17 protein-coding genes are annotated in these 17,825 nt (G+C 59.7%); 14 read left to right on the top strand and 3 right to left on the bottom strand.

The annotated features are described in order from the left end of the window. Nucleotides 1-11: 11 nt before the first annotated feature. On the bottom strand, nucleotides 12-1,301 hold the full coding sequence (gene gltA / locus C934_RS0122315) for a citrate synthase (protein WP_018858813.1): 1,290 nt from the start codon (nucleotides 1,299-1,301) through the stop codon (nucleotides 12-14). A 674-nt stretch (nucleotides 1,302-1,975) separates the two neighbouring features. On the opposite strand from gltA, the gene C934_RS33290 reads away from it, so the two are divergent. Both C934_RS33290 and C934_RS33285 read left to right on the top strand, forming a co-directional pair. After that, nucleotides 1,976-2,332: a ComEC/Rec2 family competence protein gene (locus C934_RS33290; protein WP_026372001.1), complete on the top strand. Its 357-nt coding sequence runs from the start codon at nucleotides 1,976-1,978 to the stop codon at nucleotides 2,330-2,332. Continuing rightward, nucleotides 2,323-3,003, top strand: a complete 681-nt coding sequence (locus C934_RS33285; protein ID WP_026372000.1) for a hypothetical protein — start codon at nucleotides 2,323-2,325, stop codon at nucleotides 3,001-3,003. The genes C934_RS33290 and C934_RS33285 overlap by 10 nt, the downstream gene beginning before the upstream one ends. Before the next feature lie 34 nt (nucleotides 3,004-3,037). On the opposite strand, the gene lexA is transcribed toward C934_RS33285, so the two are convergent. Beyond that, nucleotides 3,038-3,754 carry a transcriptional repressor LexA gene (gene lexA, locus C934_RS0122300; RefSeq protein ID WP_018858812.1) on the bottom strand — a complete coding sequence of 239 codons (717 nt, stop codon included), beginning with the start codon at nucleotides 3,752-3,754 and terminating at the stop codon, nucleotides 3,038-3,040. Between the two features lie 199 nt (nucleotides 3,755-3,953). On the opposite strand from lexA, the gene C934_RS0122295 reads away from it, so the two are divergent. After that, nucleotides 3,954-4,838 carry a VOC family protein gene (locus tag C934_RS0122295; protein WP_018858811.1) on the top strand — a complete coding sequence of 295 codons (885 nt, stop codon included), beginning with the start codon at nucleotides 3,954-3,956 and terminating at the stop codon, nucleotides 4,836-4,838. Continuing rightward, nucleotides 4,835-5,680, top strand: coding sequence for a 3-deoxy-8-phosphooctulonate synthase (kdsA, locus tag C934_RS0122290; RefSeq protein ID WP_018858810.1), 846 nt, complete (start codon nucleotides 4,835-4,837; stop codon nucleotides 5,678-5,680). Before C934_RS0122295 ends, kdsA begins: the two co-directional genes overlap by 4 nt. Before the next feature lie 20 nt (nucleotides 5,681-5,700). On the opposite strand, the gene C934_RS0122285 is transcribed toward kdsA, so the two are convergent. Further along, nucleotides 5,701-7,545: a methyl-accepting chemotaxis protein gene (locus tag C934_RS0122285; RefSeq protein WP_018858809.1), complete on the bottom strand. Its 1,845-nt coding sequence runs from the start codon at nucleotides 7,543-7,545 to the stop codon at nucleotides 5,701-5,703. Between the two features lie 415 nt (nucleotides 7,546-7,960). Between C934_RS0122285 and eno the strand changes: the two genes are divergently transcribed. The 10 genes from eno (at nucleotide 7,961) to lipA (ending at nucleotide 17,737) form a co-directional block, all read left to right on the top strand. Continuing rightward, nucleotides 7,961-9,235 (top strand): phosphopyruvate hydratase, encoded by a 1,275-nt coding sequence (gene eno / locus C934_RS0122280; RefSeq protein ID WP_018858808.1) that lies wholly within the window; start codon nucleotides 7,961-7,963, stop codon nucleotides 9,233-9,235. Nucleotides 9,236-9,380: 145 nt separating this feature from the next. Next, nucleotides 9,381-9,701, top strand: coding sequence for an FtsB family cell division protein (locus tag C934_RS0122275; protein ID WP_007532419.1), 321 nt, complete (start codon nucleotides 9,381-9,383; stop codon nucleotides 9,699-9,701). A gap of 146 nt (nucleotides 9,702-9,847) precedes the next feature. Next, the gene (pdhA, locus tag C934_RS0122270; protein ID WP_018858807.1) at nucleotides 9,848-10,894 is read left to right on the top strand and encodes a pyruvate dehydrogenase (acetyl-transferring) E1 component subunit alpha; all 1,047 of its coding nucleotides are present in this window, start codon (nucleotides 9,848-9,850) and stop codon (nucleotides 10,892-10,894) included. Between the two features lie 17 nt (nucleotides 10,895-10,911). Continuing rightward, a complete protein-coding gene (locus C934_RS0122265) occupies nucleotides 10,912-12,288 on the top strand; it encodes a pyruvate dehydrogenase complex E1 component subunit beta (RefSeq protein ID WP_018858806.1) in 1,377 nt (458 codons plus the stop codon). Nucleotides 12,289-12,306: 18 nt separating this feature from the next. After that, nucleotides 12,307-13,647, top strand: a complete 1,341-nt coding sequence (locus C934_RS0122260; protein ID WP_018858805.1) for a pyruvate dehydrogenase complex dihydrolipoamide acetyltransferase — start codon at nucleotides 12,307-12,309, stop codon at nucleotides 13,645-13,647. A gap of 19 nt (nucleotides 13,648-13,666) precedes the next feature. Next, nucleotides 13,667-14,308: an SGNH/GDSL hydrolase family protein gene (locus C934_RS0122255; RefSeq protein ID WP_018858804.1), complete on the top strand. Its 642-nt coding sequence runs from the start codon at nucleotides 13,667-13,669 to the stop codon at nucleotides 14,306-14,308. Nucleotides 14,309-14,310: 2 nt separating this feature from the next. Then, a complete protein-coding gene (locus tag C934_RS0122250; RefSeq protein ID WP_018858803.1) occupies nucleotides 14,311-14,892 on the top strand; it encodes a GNAT family N-acetyltransferase in 582 nt (193 codons plus the stop codon). A 15-nt stretch (nucleotides 14,893-14,907) separates the two neighbouring features. Further along, the gene (gene lpdA, locus C934_RS0122245) at nucleotides 14,908-16,353 is read left to right on the top strand and encodes a dihydrolipoyl dehydrogenase (protein ID WP_018858802.1); all 1,446 of its coding nucleotides are present in this window, start codon (nucleotides 14,908-14,910) and stop codon (nucleotides 16,351-16,353) included. Between the two features lie 121 nt (nucleotides 16,354-16,474). Next, on the top strand, nucleotides 16,475-16,723 hold the full coding sequence (locus C934_RS0122240) for a GlsB/YeaQ/YmgE family stress response membrane protein (RefSeq protein WP_018858801.1): 249 nt from the start codon (nucleotides 16,475-16,477) through the stop codon (nucleotides 16,721-16,723). A 42-nt stretch (nucleotides 16,724-16,765) separates the two neighbouring features. Further along, entirely contained in the window at nucleotides 16,766-17,737 is a 972-nt protein-coding gene (lipA, locus tag C934_RS0122235) for a lipoyl synthase (protein ID WP_018858800.1), read from the top strand. Nucleotides 17,738-17,825: the final 88 nt, after the last annotated feature.

Raw genomic sequence — 17,825 nt, 5'->3', positions numbered from 1 at the left:
GTGATCGCCGATTAGCGCTTGGAAACCGGCACGTAGTCGCGCTCCGGTTCGCCGACATAAAGCTGGCGCGGGCGACCGATACGCTGCTCCGGATCTTCGATCATCTCGTTCCACTGGGCAATCCAGCCGACCGTACGGGCCAGGGCAAACAGCACGGTGAACATAGTCGTGGGGAAGCCCAGGGCTTTCAGCGTGATGCCGGAGTAGAAGTCGATGTTCGGATAGAGCTTCTTCTCGATGAAGTATTCATCGGTTAGGGCGATGCGCTCGAGTTCCATCGCAACTTCGAGCAACGGATCGTCCTTGACGCCGAGTTCGCCGAGAACCTCATGCGTCGTCTTCTGCATGATCTTGGCGCGCGGATCGTAGTTCTTGTAGACGCGGTGACCGAAGCCCATCAGGCGGAACGGATCGTTCTTGTCCTTGGCGCGGGCGATGTATTCCGGAATGCGGTCAACAGTGCCGATCTCAGTCAGCATGTTCAGCGCTGCTTCGTTGGCGCCGCCGTGTGCCGGGCCCCAGAGGCATGCAATGCCGGCTGCGATGCAGGCAAACGGGTTTGCACCCGACGAGCCGGCGAGGCGGACGGTCGAGGTCGACGCGTTCTGCTCGTGGTCGGCGTGCAGGATGAAGATGCGGTCCATGGCGCGGGCCAGAACCGGATTGACCACATATTCCTCGCAAGGAACTGCAAAGCACATGCGCAGGAAGTTCGACGCGTAGTCGAGATCGTTCTTCGGGTAAACGAAGGGCTGGCCGATGTGATACTTGTAGGCCATGGCGGCCAGCGTTGGCATCTTGGCGATCATACGCAGGCTTGCGACCATGCGCTGATGCGGATCGGTGATGTCGGTGGAGTCGTGGTAGAACGCCGACAGCGCGCCGACGCAACCGCACATGACAGCCATCGGATGTGCATCGCGGCGGAAGCCCGTGAAGAACCGGCTCATCTGCTCATGCACCATCGTGTGATGCGTCACGCGATAGTCGAAGTCCTTCTTCTGGGCTGCGGTCGGCAGTTCTCCGTAGAGAAGCAGGTAGCAGACTTCGAGGAAGTCCCCGTGCTCGGCGAGCTGCTCGATCGGATAGCCGCGATGCAGCAGTACGCCGGCGTCACCGTCGATATAGGTGATTTTCGATTCACAGGACGCGGTCGAGGTGAAACCAGGATCGTACGTGAAGGAAGCCGTGTTCTTGTACAGGGCGCCGATATCGATGACGTCAGGACCGATGGTGCCGCTCTTGACGGCGAGATCGACTGATTTGTCACCGATTTTCAGTGTTGCGCTTTGTTCCGTCATTATGATCCTCCAAACTGGCGGTTGGCGCCATAAAAGCGCCATAGGGTTAAGCGTCGTCGATGATTGCTATATGATCGCGCGCCTAATGCCAAGTTACCGTGACGCCATTTTGTGCATCGCAGTATCAACTTTTGGGCACTTCTGCGATGACCCCTGCGCATAGCAGAAGCTGATGATTATCCTTAGCTTTTCCGGCTTCCGATTTTCCTTCAGATTTCAATCGATTATTCTTGCTTGGAAGCCCGTTAGCTTTCATTCTGGTTGTACGGGCGGCTGTTTTTGGGCGCAATGCATGCCGGGGTTGAGGCCATTGGAGGTGAGGGAAGCCACACCCGGCGCGGACGCGTTTGGGCGCGCGCCACAGCCTTCTTTTCTCGTGCCACGAGTTCCTGCGGAACCTCCGCTAACTTTCCGGACGCAATCCTTCGTGCCGTGGCCGACACGGATAAGGACTGCGTCGGATCGTTGTACCGTGTGGCTTCGTCTCGCCGTGGCAACGGAGATAGAGCATGGGCGGTTCTTCCTGGTTTCGTCCGTCTTCGCTGGGGCGGGCGCGATCCTCTGGTTCGTGCTTGGAAGTGCCCCGGCCGAGCTCCGGATGTCGTTTGCGGCGACGCTTGCCCTCGTCGCCGGTTTACGCGATCTGGTCAAGAAGGCCGCCGCACGAACATCCCTTGCTGCAGGTCGCCGCAGTAACGCCCGTCGTTTTCATCATATGCTTCTTTGGTGGCATCCTGCTGACCGCGATGATCGGCGGCTTCTCGACCGCGCTTTTCGCCGTCGAGCACTTCCACCGGCTCAACGCTTATGGTCTGCCGGCAAATCTCATGGCCATGCCGGTGGTCTCTTTCGTGGTGATGCCGATGGGCATGCTCGCTATGCTGCTGACACCTTTGGGCCTCGACGTCATTCCATGGAAAATTGCCGGTTTCGGGCTCGACATCGTGATCGCCATTGCCCAGATGGTCTCGACCTGGGCGGCAATATCGATATCGGCAGATTGCCGGGTTGGTATTTTCCTGTGGCGGTAGCAGGGTTCCTCTTACTTGCCCTTCTGCGCTCCAAGATCCGCTACCTCGGCGCTGGCATTGCGGCGCTGGCAACAGTGCTTGTTGTGGTTGCGCCGAGCGAACCGCCGCCCGACATGGTCATTGCCGAAGACGGCAATCTCGTCGCGATTGTGAGAGGACAAGTCCTTGCACCGAACCGGCCGCATCCGCCTGACTTCATTTTCGACCAATGGCGAATGGCGCTCGCCGCGGAGCGAGATCAACCACCGCAATTGTTGGAGGGTGTCAACGCTATCAGGCGGCGGGACATTCAAGGCAGATCGGAAAGGTTATCTGCCGTGGAATTGCGCAATGCCCGCGATGCGTTACGTCAGGCTGCGACGAGCGCTGAGAACCGATTTGTATGCCTGAAAGGCGTCTGGTGCACAGCCACGCACGATAGCGGCTACGTCGTGACGATCGTCGAAAATCCCGCTTACTTCGGCGCTGCCTGCGATACGGCCGATATCGTCGTGACACCCGCTCGCCTCCGCACGACGCGGTGCCGGTCGGGCGCACTTTTGTTCACCGGCGAAAACTTGCGTCGCTTTGGTGCCGCTGAGGTAAGGATCGACGATCAAGGTAGCCCCGTCGTCACGACGGCCTATACGAGGCTCGACCGCCCTTGGATCCGCCATCGGGCGTATAATTAGCGAAGCGGCACCTTTGACGGCGAGCCGCTTGCCTTCAATGATAGCGGCGAATGAGGCCGACAAGCTTGCCCTGGACCTTGACACGGTCAGGCCCGAAAATGCGCGTCTCGTAAGCCGGGTTTGCCGCCTCAAGTGCGATGGAGGCGCCTTTCCGGCGGAAGCGCTTGAGCGTCGCTTCCTCATCATCGACAAGCGCAACAACGATGTCGCCGGCATTGGCGGTGCTGCCGTTGCGGATGATTACCGTGTCGCCATCAAAGATGCCGGCCTCGATCATCGAGTCGCCCTTGACCTCAAGCGCATAGTGCTCGCCTGGGCCAAGCATGTCCGCCGGAACCGTGATGTCATGGGTATTGTTCTGAATTGCCGAAATCGGTACGCCGGCAGCAATCCGTCCCATGACCGGTACAGAGGCAGGACCGCCGTTGTCAGCCTGCGGCGCTGGCTTCGGCGCCACAACTGGCTGTGGTTTGCCGAGGCTGCCTTCGATAACGCTCGGCGAAAAACCGCGGCGGGGCTGCAGGCTCGGGTTATATGCCTCGGGCAGTTTGATGACTTCCAGAGCGCGGGCTCGATTCGGCAGTCGGCGAATGAAGCCCCGTTCCTCCAGCGCGGTAATCAGCCGGTGGATGCCTGACTTCGACGCGAGGTCCAAGGCATCCTTCATTTCATCAAAAGAAGGGGGGACACCGGACTCCTTCATTCGCTCGTGAATGAAGAGAAGAAGCTCCTGTTGCTTGCGCGTCAGCATCGAAGTTGAACCCCAGAGTCGTGAAACAAAGACAGAACAGACACTATATGTTCCATATGTGTTCCGCAAGTACCTAAATTTTCGTAAAACTTGCCTGCAACTTGCTGAGTTTTTGCGTCTCATTTGACCGAAAGCGTAGAAGGGGGTTGCATTGTCCTGTTGCCCGGCGCACATCTTCGCAAATTCCGGAGAAGTTGCCATGAGCGAAGCGCATCCGCTGGACCACATCGTGCTGCCGGTTCCAAATATCAGGCTCTCGCGCGAGCGTCTCGGAAAGCTGGGATTCACCGTCGCGCCCGACGCCCGGCACCCGTTTGGGACCGAGAATGCCTGCATATTCTTCGCCGACGAAACTTATCTGGAGCCTCTCGGGGTCGCCAATGCCGAACTGCATGAAGCTTCGGCGCAGAAAGGCAATGTCTTCACCGCGCGGGACCGTGCCTTTCGATTCCGATGTGGAGACGATGGGCTGTCTGCCGTGGTCTTTGCGACGGCGGATGCCGATCGCGACCATGCCCGGTTTCTGTCCGAAAAGATCAATGGCGGCGAGATGCTGCAGTTCGAGCGGCCGATGAAGATGCCCGATGGCTCGGAGGTGACGGCTGCATTTAAGCTCGCCTTTGCAGTTGACCTGCGCGCTCCAGATTTCTTTTTCTTCACATGCCAACGTGTCAACCCGCTGCCAGCCGACCGGAAAGCCCTGCAAGTGCATGCAAATGGGGTGGTTGGGATCGCAGAGATCGTGCTTGGGGCACCCGACCCCAAGGCGTTTGGACCATTCCTGCGCGCCGCCGCCCACAGCTTGGGAACGACCAATGAGGCCTTCGGTGTGAGTGTGACAACTCCGAATGCCAGAGTGAGTGTTCTCTCCCCGGATGGACTGGACGCCTACTTCGACATCCCTGCGCCTTCCGACGATCGCGGTCTGCGTGGTGTTGCCATCGTTTTCAAAGTAGGCGATCTCGCCGTGACAGAAGCGCAATTGGCTGCTAACGGGATGACCTATACGCGCAAGAACAATCGAATTCTGGTGAAGGCCGCGCCCGGACAGGGCGCTCTCTTCGCCTTCGAGGAGAAACGATGAGCCAGACAAATTCCGAAGTCGTGGTCGGCGAAGGCGCCGGCCGCGTCACCTTTTCGAATTCCGGCAAGCTGTCGCTGATTGCCGGGCCTTGTCAGATGGAGAGCCGCGAGCATGCCTTCATGGTCGCCGGTGTGCTGAAGGAACTCTGCGACAAGCTTGGTCTCGGCCTCGTCTACAAGTCCTCCTTTGACAAGGCGAACCGGACGTCGCTGTCAGCGCAGCGCGGTATCGGCCTCGAAACGGCGCTTGAAGTGTTCGCCGATCTCAAGAGGGAATACGGCTTTCCTGTCCTGACCGACATTCATACCGAAGAGCAGTGTGCCGAGGTGTCCACCGTCGTCGACATCCTGCAGATCCCAGCTTTCCTCAGCCGTCAGACCGACCTGCTCGTTGCCGCCGCCAAGACCGGCCGCGTCATCAACGTCAAGAAGGGGCAGTTCCTCGCGCCCTGGGACATGAAGAACGTTCTCAACAAGCTGAATTCGAGCGGAAATCCGAACATCTTGCTTTGCGAACGCGGTGCTTCCTTCGGCTACAATACGCTGGTCTCCGACATGCGATCGCTGCCTGTCATGGCGGCGATGGGCGCCCCCGTGGTCTTCGACGCCACGCATTCGGTCCAGCAGCCGGGCGGGCAGGGCGGTTCGAGCGGAGGGCAGCGCGAGTTCGTGGAGACGCTCGCGCGTGCGGCGGTCGCTGTCGGCGTCGCTGGCGTATTCGTGGAAACTCACGAGGATCCTGACAATGCGCCTTCGGATGGTCCCAACATGGTCTATCTGCGGGATATGCCGCGGCTTCTCGAAAAGCTGCTGGCCTTCGATGCGATTGCCAAGGCGGGATAAATGGATGGACGTGCACGCCGTCAACCGGCGAGCGCCAACCTCGTCTTTGTGGGACATGCCGATCCTGCCGTCCTCTCCGTGCCTTCGAGAGCGAAGCGGGAGAGCAGGTGATTGAGGTGTAGCGCCTCGTTGCCAAGCTCGCGGCAGGCTGCGCTGGTTTCCTCCGCCATCGCGGCGTTTTGTTGGGTGACGCTGTCCATGGTGTTGACGGCGGCATTGACCTCGACGAGCGCGGTCGTCTGTTCAGAGGAAGAGCGCACGATCGCCTCGATCAGCGTCGTCACCTTCAGCACCTGCTGATCGATACTGTTCAAGGCTTCGCCGGTGCGGTTCACCAAGGCAACGCCGGTTGACACCTGACTGGACGAAGTCTCGACCAACTGCTTGATTTCCTTCGCCAGCTTGGCAGAGCGGCCGGCGAGGTCGCGCACTTCTTGCGCCACGACGGCAAAACCCTTTCCGGCCTCGCCGGCACGAGCGGCCTCAACACCAGCATTGAGCGCGAGCAAGTTGGTCTGGAAGGCGATCTCGTCGATGACGTTGATGATTTCGCCGATCTGCACGGATGATGCTTCGATCTTCTCCATTGCAGCTACGGCCTCGTGCACGACAGTTGCCGAATAGCTGGCGCTTTCCTTCGTCACCGTCATCATCGCGTTTGCTTCATGGGCGCGTTCCGACGAGTTTTTGACCGTAACCGTGATCTGATCTAGCGCCGAGGCTGCCTGCTCCAGCGATGCGGCCTGATGTTTCGTTCGCCGGGCCAGATCATCCGTGCTTGTTGCGATTTCGCTAGTGCCAGTCCTGACCGTAGTGGTTGCCGTCGCGATATCCCTCATTGTGCCGGAAAGCGTGCGAACGCTCGAATTGAACTGCTCGCGTAGCCTCTCGTAGTCTGGCGCGAACGCTTCGTTGAGCTGGACGGTGAGGTCGCCGCGGGAAAGACGGTCCAGGCCGCGGCTCAGGCTCACGATGATGCGTTCGCGGCCGGCATCCTCATCAGCCTTGGAGGCGGCCAGCGCCGCATCGCGCTGGGCTTGGGCCTGGCGCTCCGCATCCTGGTGTTCGCGGATTTTGTTCCGTTCTTGCGCCGATTCGCGAAGCACGGTGACGGCGCGTGCCATTTCGCCAATTTCATCGACACGGTGGCTGAAGGGGACTTCCTTGGAATAGTCGCCGCCCGCCAGGATCGCCATGTAGTCGCGCATCGCCGAAAGTGGCACGATGGCGCGCCGGCGGAAGGCGTAGAGGCCGCCAAGAAGCAGGCAAAGCGAGACCGCCGCAGATGCAACCGTGATCGCCGAGAGAATGCTTGTCTGTTCGGCCGCGTCTTTTTCAGCCTTTGCCAGGAAGGCGTTCGCCATATCAACGAGCTCGTTGACCGCCGTTTCGTGGATATGAAAATTGGTCGCAAGCTTCTCGAAGGCTGTCGGGATGACCGCAGAGTCGTCGTTAAGGATGGCGGGCGCGAGTTCGTCCTGTATCACCTTCCAGAACGCATCGCCTTTGATGAGGACGTCGTTCAGAAGTTTTTCCTTGAGGTCTGCGCTGAGCGCGGTTGCCTGCCAATACTTGCGGCGATCCTCATAGGCGGGCTTCAGGACATTTTGAATGCGGTCGATGTTCTTTCCGGCGACCTCCGGGCGCTGCACCGCCTCGAGTGCAAGCATGTAGGATTCAACGATATAGAGGGGCGGCGGCAGAATATCGGCAACGAGATCCTTGCCGTAGACGATTTGCCGGTACATCTCGCCGTTCACGCGTAGCTTATTGAAGGCGTAGTTTTGTATGCCGATCGAAGCAATGAGCCCGGTGGCGACGACCACCGCGAAGATTGCAAGGCTTCGTGCAATATTGAGTTTCATCCTATGCCCCGTAAATAGTAAATAGTGAACGACGTCGTTTCTGAAACCATTGGAAATTTTCGAGCAGCAGCTATGGATCGTGACAGGCGGCCTGGCCGCATAAGGAAGCGCATCATGCAATAACGCCTGCCGAAGAAGGTGCTATTTCCTTTCGGCCGTTAACTATAAATATGATTGGTTACTGGTCGATAAATTTACAACCAGCTTGAAAGTCAAAATTTATATTTCCAAAACTTCAGGTTTTGAAAGTTGATAAGCGTTGTCTCTAACCAACGGCCGGGCGTGCCTTCAAAGGCCTGACATATTCACCCGTTAGGGCCGTGGCATGCCATCTGTCGTCAGTGTGGCATTGTAATTTGTGTGCCTTCGATTAAACAGGCTTCCAACGTTATCACCCACCGAGCAGGAAGAACCGATGACTGCAATTACCGACATTATCGCCCGCGAGATTCTCGACAGCCGTGGCAATCCGACCGTCGAAGTCGATGTCTATCTCGAAGACGGCAGCATGGGCCGTGCGGCGGTGCCGTCGGGCGCTTCCACCGGTGCTCACGAAGCTGTTGAAGTTCGCGATGGTGGCAATCGCTATCTCGGCAAGGGTGTTGAAAAGGCTGTCGAAGCCGCCAACACCGAAATCTTTGACGCGATCGGCGGCATTGATGCCGAAAACCAGATCCAGATCGACAACATCATGATCGAACTGGACGGCACGCCGAACAAGTCGCGCCTCGGCGCCAACGCCATCCTCGGCGTATCGCTCGCGGTTGCCAAGGCTGCTGCCCAGGCTGCCGGCCTGCCGCTCTACCGTTATGTCGGTGGCGCCAGCGCCCACCTGCTGCCGGTCCCGATGATGAACATCATCAACGGTGGCGCGCATGCCGACAACCCGATCGACTTCCAGGAGTTCATGATCCTGCCGGTCGGTGCCGATTCCATCCGCGAAGCCGTTCGCATGGGCTCGGAAGTATTCCACGTCCTCAAGAAGGAGCTGTCGGCTCAGGGCCACAACACCAACGTCGGCGATGAGGGTGGTTTCGCGCCGGGCCTGAAGAGCGCCCCTGAAGCCCTCGACTTCATCATGAAGTCGATCGAGAAAGCCGGCTACAAGCCGGGCGAAGACATCTACCTCGGCCTCGACTGCGCTGCGACCGAATTCTTCAAGGACGGCAAGTACGTTCTCGAAGGCGAAGGCCGCACGCTGGAATCGGGTGCCATGGCTGAATACCTTGCCCAGCTCGCCGCCCAGTATCCGATCGTCTCCATCGAAGACGGTATGGCTGAAGACGATTGGGACGGCTGGAAGGCACTGACGGATCTGGCCGGCAAGAAGGTCCAGCTGGTCGGTGACGATCTGTTCGTCACCAACTCGGCCCGTCTGCGTGATGGTATCCGCATGGGCGTTGCCAACTCGATCCTCGTCAAGGTCAACCAGATCGGCTCGCTGACGGAAACGCTCGACGCCGTCAACACTGCGCATAAGGCTGCCTACACCGCAGTCATGTCGCACCGTTCCGGTGAAACCGAAGATTCGACGATTGCCGATCTGGCGGTCGCCACCAACTGCGGTCAGATCAAGACCGGCTCGCTGTCGCGCTCGGATCGCCTGGCCAAGTACAACCAGCTGATCCGCATCGAAGAGGGTCTCGGCCCGCAGGCCCGCTACGCCGGCCGTTCGATCATCCGCGGCTGATCAATCGCGCCTGAATTGAGCGACTTGGACCCGCGTCTACGAAAGGCGCGGGTTTTTTCGTGCCCGATTTTTCATAGTCAACGGACAGTTAATCTCTGCCCGGTAGTCTTCAGCGCATCGAGGTAATGCGTTCGAGCGTGCGTTTATGTGGACAAAGCATCACAAGAAGAAAAAGATCGGTCGTTTCGTGGTTCCCGCGATGACGGTCGCGTTTCTCTCCTACTTCGGCTATCATTGCATTCATGGTGATTACGGTCTGCGGGCAACCGAGGGGTTCGAGCGCCAGCGGATAGCGCGCGAAAGGGAGTTGGCGGTTCTGAAAGGCAAGCGCGAGCATCTTGAAAAGCAGGTCGCGCTGCTGAGCGACGGTTCGATGGACAAGGACATGCTGGACGAGAAAGCGCGTCTTCAGCTTAATGTTTCTCGCGCCGACGAGATCGTCATATTCAATCACTATTCGAATTAACCGAAATTCAGTTAATCGAAATAAAGCGTTATTTATCAGTGATTTACTGATGAATACGAGCCATGCATTTATGGCATTGCTGTGGCTAAATTTCTTCCCTATGGTGTGCGCCACCAAAGAACCGACAAACCCATAGGGAGGGTTGAATGGCGCCGCGAAAAACCGCGACCGTTTCCAGCCGTAAAACTAGCGCAAAGCCGGCAAACAAGGCCTCGAATGGTGGTCCTGTCGCTGATTTCACGCGCGACGAGGAGCTCAAGGCCTACCGCGAAATGCTGCTGATCCGCCGCTTCGAAGAGAAGGCCGGGCAGCTCTACGGCATGGGCTTCATTGGCGGTTTCTGTCACCTCTACATCGGTCAGGAAGCTGTCGTCGTCGGCATGCAGATGGCGCAGAAAGAAGGCGATCAGGTTATCACCGCCTATCGCGATCACGGCCATATGCTGGCGACCGGCATGAGCGCGCGTGGCGTCATGGCCGAACTGACCGGCCGCCGTAGCGGTTATTCGCGCGGCAAGGGCGGCTCGATGCACATGTTCTCGAAAGAGAAGCATTTTTACGGCGGTCACGGCATCGTCGGCGCCCAGGTTTCGCTTGGAACGGGTCTCGCTTTCGCCAATCGCTACCGCGGCAACGACAGCGTTTCCGTCGCTTACTTCGGTGACGGTGCTGCGAACCAGGGCCAGGTCTACGAGAGCTTCAACATGGCTGCTCTCTGGAAGCTCCCGATCATCTACATCGTCGAAAACAACCGTTACGCCATGGGCACCTCGACTGCCCGCGCGACCGCGCAGTCGAACTACTCCCTGCGTGGCTCCGGCTTCGGCATCCCCGGCATCCAGGTCGATGGCATGGATGTCCGCGCCGTAAAGGCCGCAGCCGACGAAGCCCTCGAGCATTGCCGCTCCGGCAAGGGTCCGATCATCCTCGAGATGCTGACCTACCGCTATCGCGGTCACTCGATGTCCGACCCGGCGAAGTACCGCACGAAGGAAGAAGTGCAGAAGATGCGCTCCGAGCAGGATCCGATCGAGCAGGTGCGTGCGCGCCTCCTTGAGAAGGGTTGGGCCTCGGAAGACGATCTGAAGGCGATCGACAAGGATGTCCGCGATGTCGTTGCCGACAGCGCCGACTTCGCCCAGTCCGATCCGGAGCCGGATGCATCCGAGCTCTACACTGACATTCTGCTCTAATCGGGGAGGGACGACCCATGCCAATCGATATTCTCATGCCCGCCCTCTCTCCGACGATGGAAGAAGGCACGCTTTCCAAATGGCTCAAGCAGGAAGGCGACACCGTCAAGTCTGGTGACGTGATCGCCGAAATCGAAACCGACAAGGCAACGATGGAAGTCGAAGCCGTCGATGAAGGCGTCATCGGCAAGCTCCTGGTTCCGGCCGGCACGGAAAATGTGAAGGTCAATGCCAAGATCGCGGTCCTGCTTCAGGACGGTGAATCGGCGTCCGACATCTCTGCCGCACCTGCCGCGCAGCCCGCACCTGTCGCTGCCGCTCCGCAGGCGGAAGAAAAGCCTGCTGCTGCTCCGGTTCCGGCGGAGCCGAAGGCTGCCGTGCCGAACGATCGGGAAATTCCGGCAGGTACGGAAATGGTCTCCATGACTGTTCGCGAAGCGCTTCGCGATGCCATGGCCGAAGAAATGCGCGCCGACGACAGCGTCTTCGTCATGGGCGAAGAAGTTGCCGAATACCAGGGCGCCTACAAGGTCACCCAGGGTCTTCTGCAGGAATTCGGCGCCCGCCGCGTCATCGACACCCCGATCACCGAGCACGGCTTTGCCGGCGTCGGCGTCGGTGCTGCCATGTCCGGTCTGAAGCCGATCGTCGAGTTCATGACCTTCAACTTCGCCATGCAGGCGATCGACCAGATCATCAACTCCGCCGCCAAGACGCTCTACATGTCCGGTGGCCAGATGGGTGCTCCGATCGTCTTCCGCGGCCCGAACGGTGCAGCTGCCCGCGTCGGTGCCCAGCACAGCCAGGACTACTCGGCATGGTACAGCCAGATCCCGGGCCTCAAGGTCGTCATGCCCTACACGGCATCCGACGCAAAGGGTCTGCTCAAGGCTGCCATCCGCGATCCGAACCCTGTTGTCTTCCTCGAGAACGAAATCCTCTACGGTCAGCATTTCGATGTGCCGAAGCTCGATAATTTCGTTCTCCCGATCGGCAAGGCTCGCATCCATCGTCCGGGCAGGGACGTCACGATCGTCTCCTTCGGCATCGGCATGACCTATGCCACCAAGGCCGTCGCCGAACTCGAAAAGATCGGCATCGATGCCGAGCTGATCGATCTGCGCACGCTGCGCCCGATGGACCTTCCGACCGTGATTGAATCGGTCAAGAAGACCGGCCGTCTGGTCACCGTCGAGGAAGGCTATCCGCAGAACTCGGTCGGCACCGAAATCGCTACCCGCGTCATGCAGCAGGCCTTTGACTACCTCGATGCGCCGGTTCTCACGATCGCCGGCAAGGACGTTCCGATGCCCTACGCCGCCAATCTCGAGAAGCTCGCACTGCCGAGCGTCGCCGAGGTCGTCGATGCCGTAAAGGCCGTTTGCTACAAGTAACAAGGGGAGGGTATTTCGATGCCTATCAACATCACGATGCCTGCCCTCTCTCCGACGATGGAAGAAGGCAATCTGGCCAAGTGGCTCGTCAAGGAAGGCGACACGGTCAAGTCGGGCGACATCATTGCGGAAATCGAAACCGACAAGGCAACGATGGAAGTCGAAGCCGTCGATGAGGGCACGGTTGCCAAGATCGTCGTTCCTGCCGGTACGGAAGGCGTCAAGGTCAATGCCTTGATCGCCGTGCTTGCTGCCGATGGCGAAGATGTATCCGCTGCTGCAAGCGGTGCAGGCTCTGCCGCACCGGCGCCGAAGGCTGCTGAAGCCCGGAAGGCGGAAGCAGCGCCGGCAGCACCGGCTCCGGCTGCTGCCGCACCGGTTCCGGCAGCGGCACCTGCAGCCGCTCCCGCGGGCGGAAATCGCACCTTCTCCTCGCCGCTTGCGCGTCGACTGGCCAAGGAATCCGGTATCGATCTCTCGGCCATATCAGGCTCCGGCCCTCACGGCCGCGTTGTCAAGAGCGATGTCGAAGCGGCCGTGTCAGGTGGTGGTGCAAAGGCTGCTCCGGCTGCTGCTGCTCCACAGGCTGCCGCACCGGCTCCTGCTGCAGCCCCGAAGGGCGCATCGGACGAGAGCGTTCTCAAGCTGTTCGAACCGGGCTCTTACGAGCTCGTGCCGCATGATGGCATGCGCAAGGTCATCGCCAAGCGCCTCGTCGAGTCCAAGCAGACTGTGCCCCACTTCTACGTCACCGTCGATTGCGAGCTCGATGCACTGATGTCTCTGCGTGCCCAGCTGAACGATGCCGCTCCCCGCAAGGATGGTGTGCCGTCCTACAAGTTGTCGGTCAACGATATGGTCATCAAGGCTATGGCGCTGGCTCTGCGCGATGTTCCGGATGCGAACGTCTCCTGGACCGAAGCCAACATGGTCAAGCACAAGCACGCCGATGTCGGCGTTGCCGTCTCGATCCCTGGCGGCCTGATCACCCCGATCATCCGCAAGGCCGAGGAGAAGACCCTGTCGGCCATCTCCAACGAGATGCGTGATCTCGGCAAGCGCGCCAAGGATCGCAAGCTGAAGCCCGAAGAATACCAAGGCGGAACCAGCTCGGTCTCCAACATGGGCATGATGGGCGTCAAGCAGTTCGCAGCCGTCATCAACCCGCCGCATGCGACGATCCTCGCAGTCGGCGCAGGCGAGCAGCGCCCCGTCGTCAAGAACGGCCAGCTGGCTGTCGCAACCGTGATGACGGTCACGCTGTCGACCGACCATCGCTGCGTCGACGGCGCGCTTGGTGCGGAGTTGCTGCAGGCGTTCAAGGGCTACATCGAAAATCCGATGGGTATGCTCGTCTGAGACCGGAGCGGAGGCGGAAATGACGAAGACCGTTCTTTGCTATGGTGACTCGCTGACTTGGGGCTATGACGCCGACACGATCGGACGTCATGCCTACAAGGATCGTTGGCCAAGTGCGCTTCAGGCGGCACTCGGCAACGAAGTGCGGATCATCGCCGAAGGATTGAATGGGCGAACCACCGCCTTCGACGACCATCTCGCCGACTGCGACCGGAACGGCGCACGCATCCTTCCCACGATTCTGCAGAGCCATGCGCCGCTTGATCTTGTCATTTTGCTGCTTGGCACCAACGACATGAAGCCTGTCGTGGCGGGTTCGGCCTTTGCCGCCTGCCAGGGCATTGCCCGGCTGGTGCGTCTGATCCGCAATCATGCCTGGCCCTTCGAATTCGATGGGCCGGACATTCTGATCGTCGCGCCGCCGAAGGTGCGTGAGACGGCAAACGTGCCATTTGCGGCGTCGTTCGTCGGCGCCATCGAGGAGTCGGCGAAGCTTCCGACCCTTTATCGTGATCTCGCGGACGAACTCGGCTGCGGCTTCTTTGACGGCAATTCGGTGGCGAAGACGACACCGGTCGATGGCATTCACCTTGATGCGGACAATACCCGCGCTCTTGGGCGCGGCATGGAGTCGACTGTGCGGATGATGCTGGGGCTTTGAGCATGGGATCCTTCGCTTCGCTTCGTCCCGCGACGCGGGAGGATGCGACGGAGCTGGCTTTACTCACGGACATCGCTTCCCATGGTTTCGCCTCCTGGCTCTGGCTGGTGGAGCTTGGAAACGGTGGCGGCGATACGCCGATGGAGCGTGGACGGCAGAAGCTGCGTGGCGACCAGGGGCAAGGCAACTGGAGCGACGCCGTGATTGCCGAAGCCCATGGCGAGATCGCGGGAGCCGCGATCGGCTACGGGCTTGGCGAAGGCATACGGAATATCGAGGCGGATCGCCCGGCGCTGAAGCCGGTCATCGATCTGCAGAAAATGGTGGTGGGAAGCTGGTTTGTCGGAACGCTCGGTGTCTACAGCCATCTGCGTGGCATCGGGATCGGTCGACGGCTTCTCATGGATCAGATTGAGCGTGCGGAAAATGCGCCGGTCAGCCTGATTACCGCAGGTTACAACGAGGCGGCTCTGTCGCTTTACAAGAAGAATGGATTTTCGGAGGCGGCGCGAACGAATGCCGTGGCCTTCTTCGAAAACGGCAGGAAACACGAGTGGGTGCTTCTCACCCGCGACGCCCGATAGCAAAGGCAGGGAAACATGGCTGAGAACTACGACGTCATCATCATCGGCTCCGGACCCGGGGGCTATGTCGCCGCTGTGCGCGCCACCCAGCTCGGTCTCAAGACCGCGATCGTCGAACGCGAGCATCTGGGCGGCATTTGCCTGAACTGGGGCTGCATTCCAACCAAGGCTCTGCTCCGCTCGGCCGAAATTCTCGACCATTCCAACCACCTGAAGGACTACGGTCTCGTGCTGGAAGGCAAGGTCAGCGCCGACGTGAAGGCGGTCGTTGCCCGCTCGCGCGCCGTCTCCGCACGCCTCAACGGAGGCGTCGGCTTCCTGATGAAGAAGAACAAGGTCGACGTGATCTGGGGCGAGGCCAAGATCACCAAGCCGGGTGAGATCGTCGTCGGCAAGTCGTCGAAGCCGGTCGTCGAGCCACAGCATCCCGTGCCGAAGGGCGTCAAGGGCGAGGGCACTTACACCGCCAAGCACATCATCGTTGCAACAGGTGCGCGTCCCCGCGCCCTGCCGGGCATCGAGCCGGACGGTAAGCTGATCTGGACCTATTTCGAAGCGCTGAAGCCGGATGTACTGCCGAAGTCGTTGATCGTCATGGGCTCGGGCGCGATCGGCATCGAATTCGCAAGCTTCTATCTGTCGATGGGCGTGGACGTGACGGTGGTCGAAGTCTTGCCTACCATCATGCCGGTCGAGGATGCGGAAGTTACTGCGATCGCCCGCAAGCAGATGGAAAAGCGCGGCATGAAGATCTTCACGAGCGCCAAGGTCGCGAAGGTCGAAAAATCCGCCAACAGCATCACCGCGCATGTCGAGACGTCGGATGGCAAGATACAGCAGATCACGGCGGATCGCATGATTTCGGCTGTCGGCGTGCAGGGCAACATCGAAAACCTCGGCCTTGAGGCTGTCGGCGTCAAGACGGATCGCGGCTGCGTCGTCATCGACGGTTACGGCAAGACCAATGTTCCTGGCATTTACGCGATCGGTGACGTCGCCGGCCCGCCGATGCTCGCTCACAAGGCGGAGCACGAAGGCGTCGTCTGCGTCGAGAAGATCGCCGGCCTGCCGAACGTTCATGCGACCGACAAGGGCAAGGTCCCGGGCTGCACCTACTGCAACCCGCAGGTTGCCTCCGTCGGTCTCACGGAAGCCAAGACCAAGGAATTGGGCCGCGACATCCGTGTCGGTCGCTTCTCCTTTGCCGCCAACGGCAAGGCGATCGCGCTTGGCGAAGATCAGGGTCTCTGCAAGGTCATCTTCGACAGGAAGACCGGCGAGCTGCTCGGCGCCCACATGGTTGGCGCGGAGGTCACCGAGCTCATCCAGGGCTTTGTCGTCGCAATGAACCTAGAGACCACGGAAGAGGAACTGATGCACACGATCTTCCCGCATCCGACGGTTTCCGAAACGATGAAGGAAGCGGTTCTGGATGCTTATGGTCGTGTCCTGAACGCTTGATCGTTTCTTCCCTATTGTCGAAGGTGGAAAAAGCAAAAGTCGATCATCATGTTTATGGTGTGTCGGCGCCATCATCGTGGTTCTGATCGCAAGGGCGATATCGTAAAGAGGCGAGGGCAGGATGGAAGGCGTAGGCTGGATCGCAGCGATCATCATCGGCGGCTTTGCGGGGTGGCTCGCTGGCAAGCTGATGGAGGTTCGCTACGGAGTATTGCTCAATATCGTGCTCGGCATCGTCGGCTCGGTGGTCGCAACCGCGATTCTGGCGCAATTTCATATAGAGGTGGCCGGCGGCAGGCTCGGTTACTTCGTCACGGGTTTTCTTGGTGCCTGCTTGCTGATATTCGTCGCGCGGCTCGTCCGCCGATAGATAGGGCTTTTGCCGCATGGAGCGGCGGAGATTTGAACTGCCATGGTAACCATTCTCGATACGATCAATCCTGATACCAAGCGTGTGCGGCATCCCGAAAAGGCTCATCGGCCTGACCAGGAGGTCCTGCGCAAGCCGGATTGGATCCGCGTCAAGGCGCCAACCTCCAAGGGATACGCAGAGACGCGCTCGATCGTGAAGGAGCACAAGCTCGTCACCGTCTGCGAAGAGGCTGGTTGCCCCAATATCGGCGAGTGCTGGGACAAGAAGCACGCGACCTTCATGATCATGGGCGAGATCTGTACCCGCGCTTGCGCCTTCTGCAACGTTGCGACCGGCAAGCCGAATGCGCTTGACATGGCCGAGCCGGAGAATGTCGCCAAGGCGGTGAAGGAGATGGGGCTCTCCCACGTCGTCATCACTTCGGTCGACCGCGATGATCTCGAAGACGGCGGCGCCGAGCATTTCGAGAAGGTGATCTGGGCGATCCGTGTTGCCTCGCCGACGACGACCATCGAAATCCTGACGCCCGACTTCCTGAAGAAGCCCGGTGCCCTGGAGCGCGTCGTTGCCGCAAAGCCCGACGTCTTCAATCACAACATGGAAACGGTTGCCGGCAACTACCTGACGGTTCGTCCGGGAGCTCGTTACTTCCACTCCATCCGCCTGCTGCAGCGCGTGAAGGAACTGGACCCCACCATGTTCACCAAATCGGGCATCATGGTCGGTCTCGGCGAGGAACGAAACGAAGTGCTGCAGCTGATGGACGACTTGCGGACCGCAGAGGTCGACTTCCTGACCATCGGCCAGTACCTGCAGCCAACCCGCAAGCACCACGCGGTGATGAGCTTTGTTACGCCTGACGAATTCAAGTCCTACGAGACGGTCGCCTATACCAAGGGCTTCCTGATGGTGGCTTCGAGCCCGCTGACGCGTTCGTCGCACCATGCCGGCGACGACTTCGCACGCCTGAAGGCCGCACGCGAGAAAAAGCTGCTGATCGCAGCGGAATAATCAACGATCGCTTGCATTTTTCAAAAGCGGCGGCGATCTTCCCGCGGCTTTTTGTTTGCGGAGGCGACGAGAATACCGGCTTATATCG

This window comes from Rhizobium sp. 42MFCr.1 (assembly GCF_000377185.1).
GTDB classification, from domain to species: Bacteria; Pseudomonadota; Alphaproteobacteria; order Rhizobiales; family Rhizobiaceae; genus Rhizobium; species Rhizobium altiplani.
This window is presented reverse-complemented; position numbering and strand designations above follow the sequence as displayed.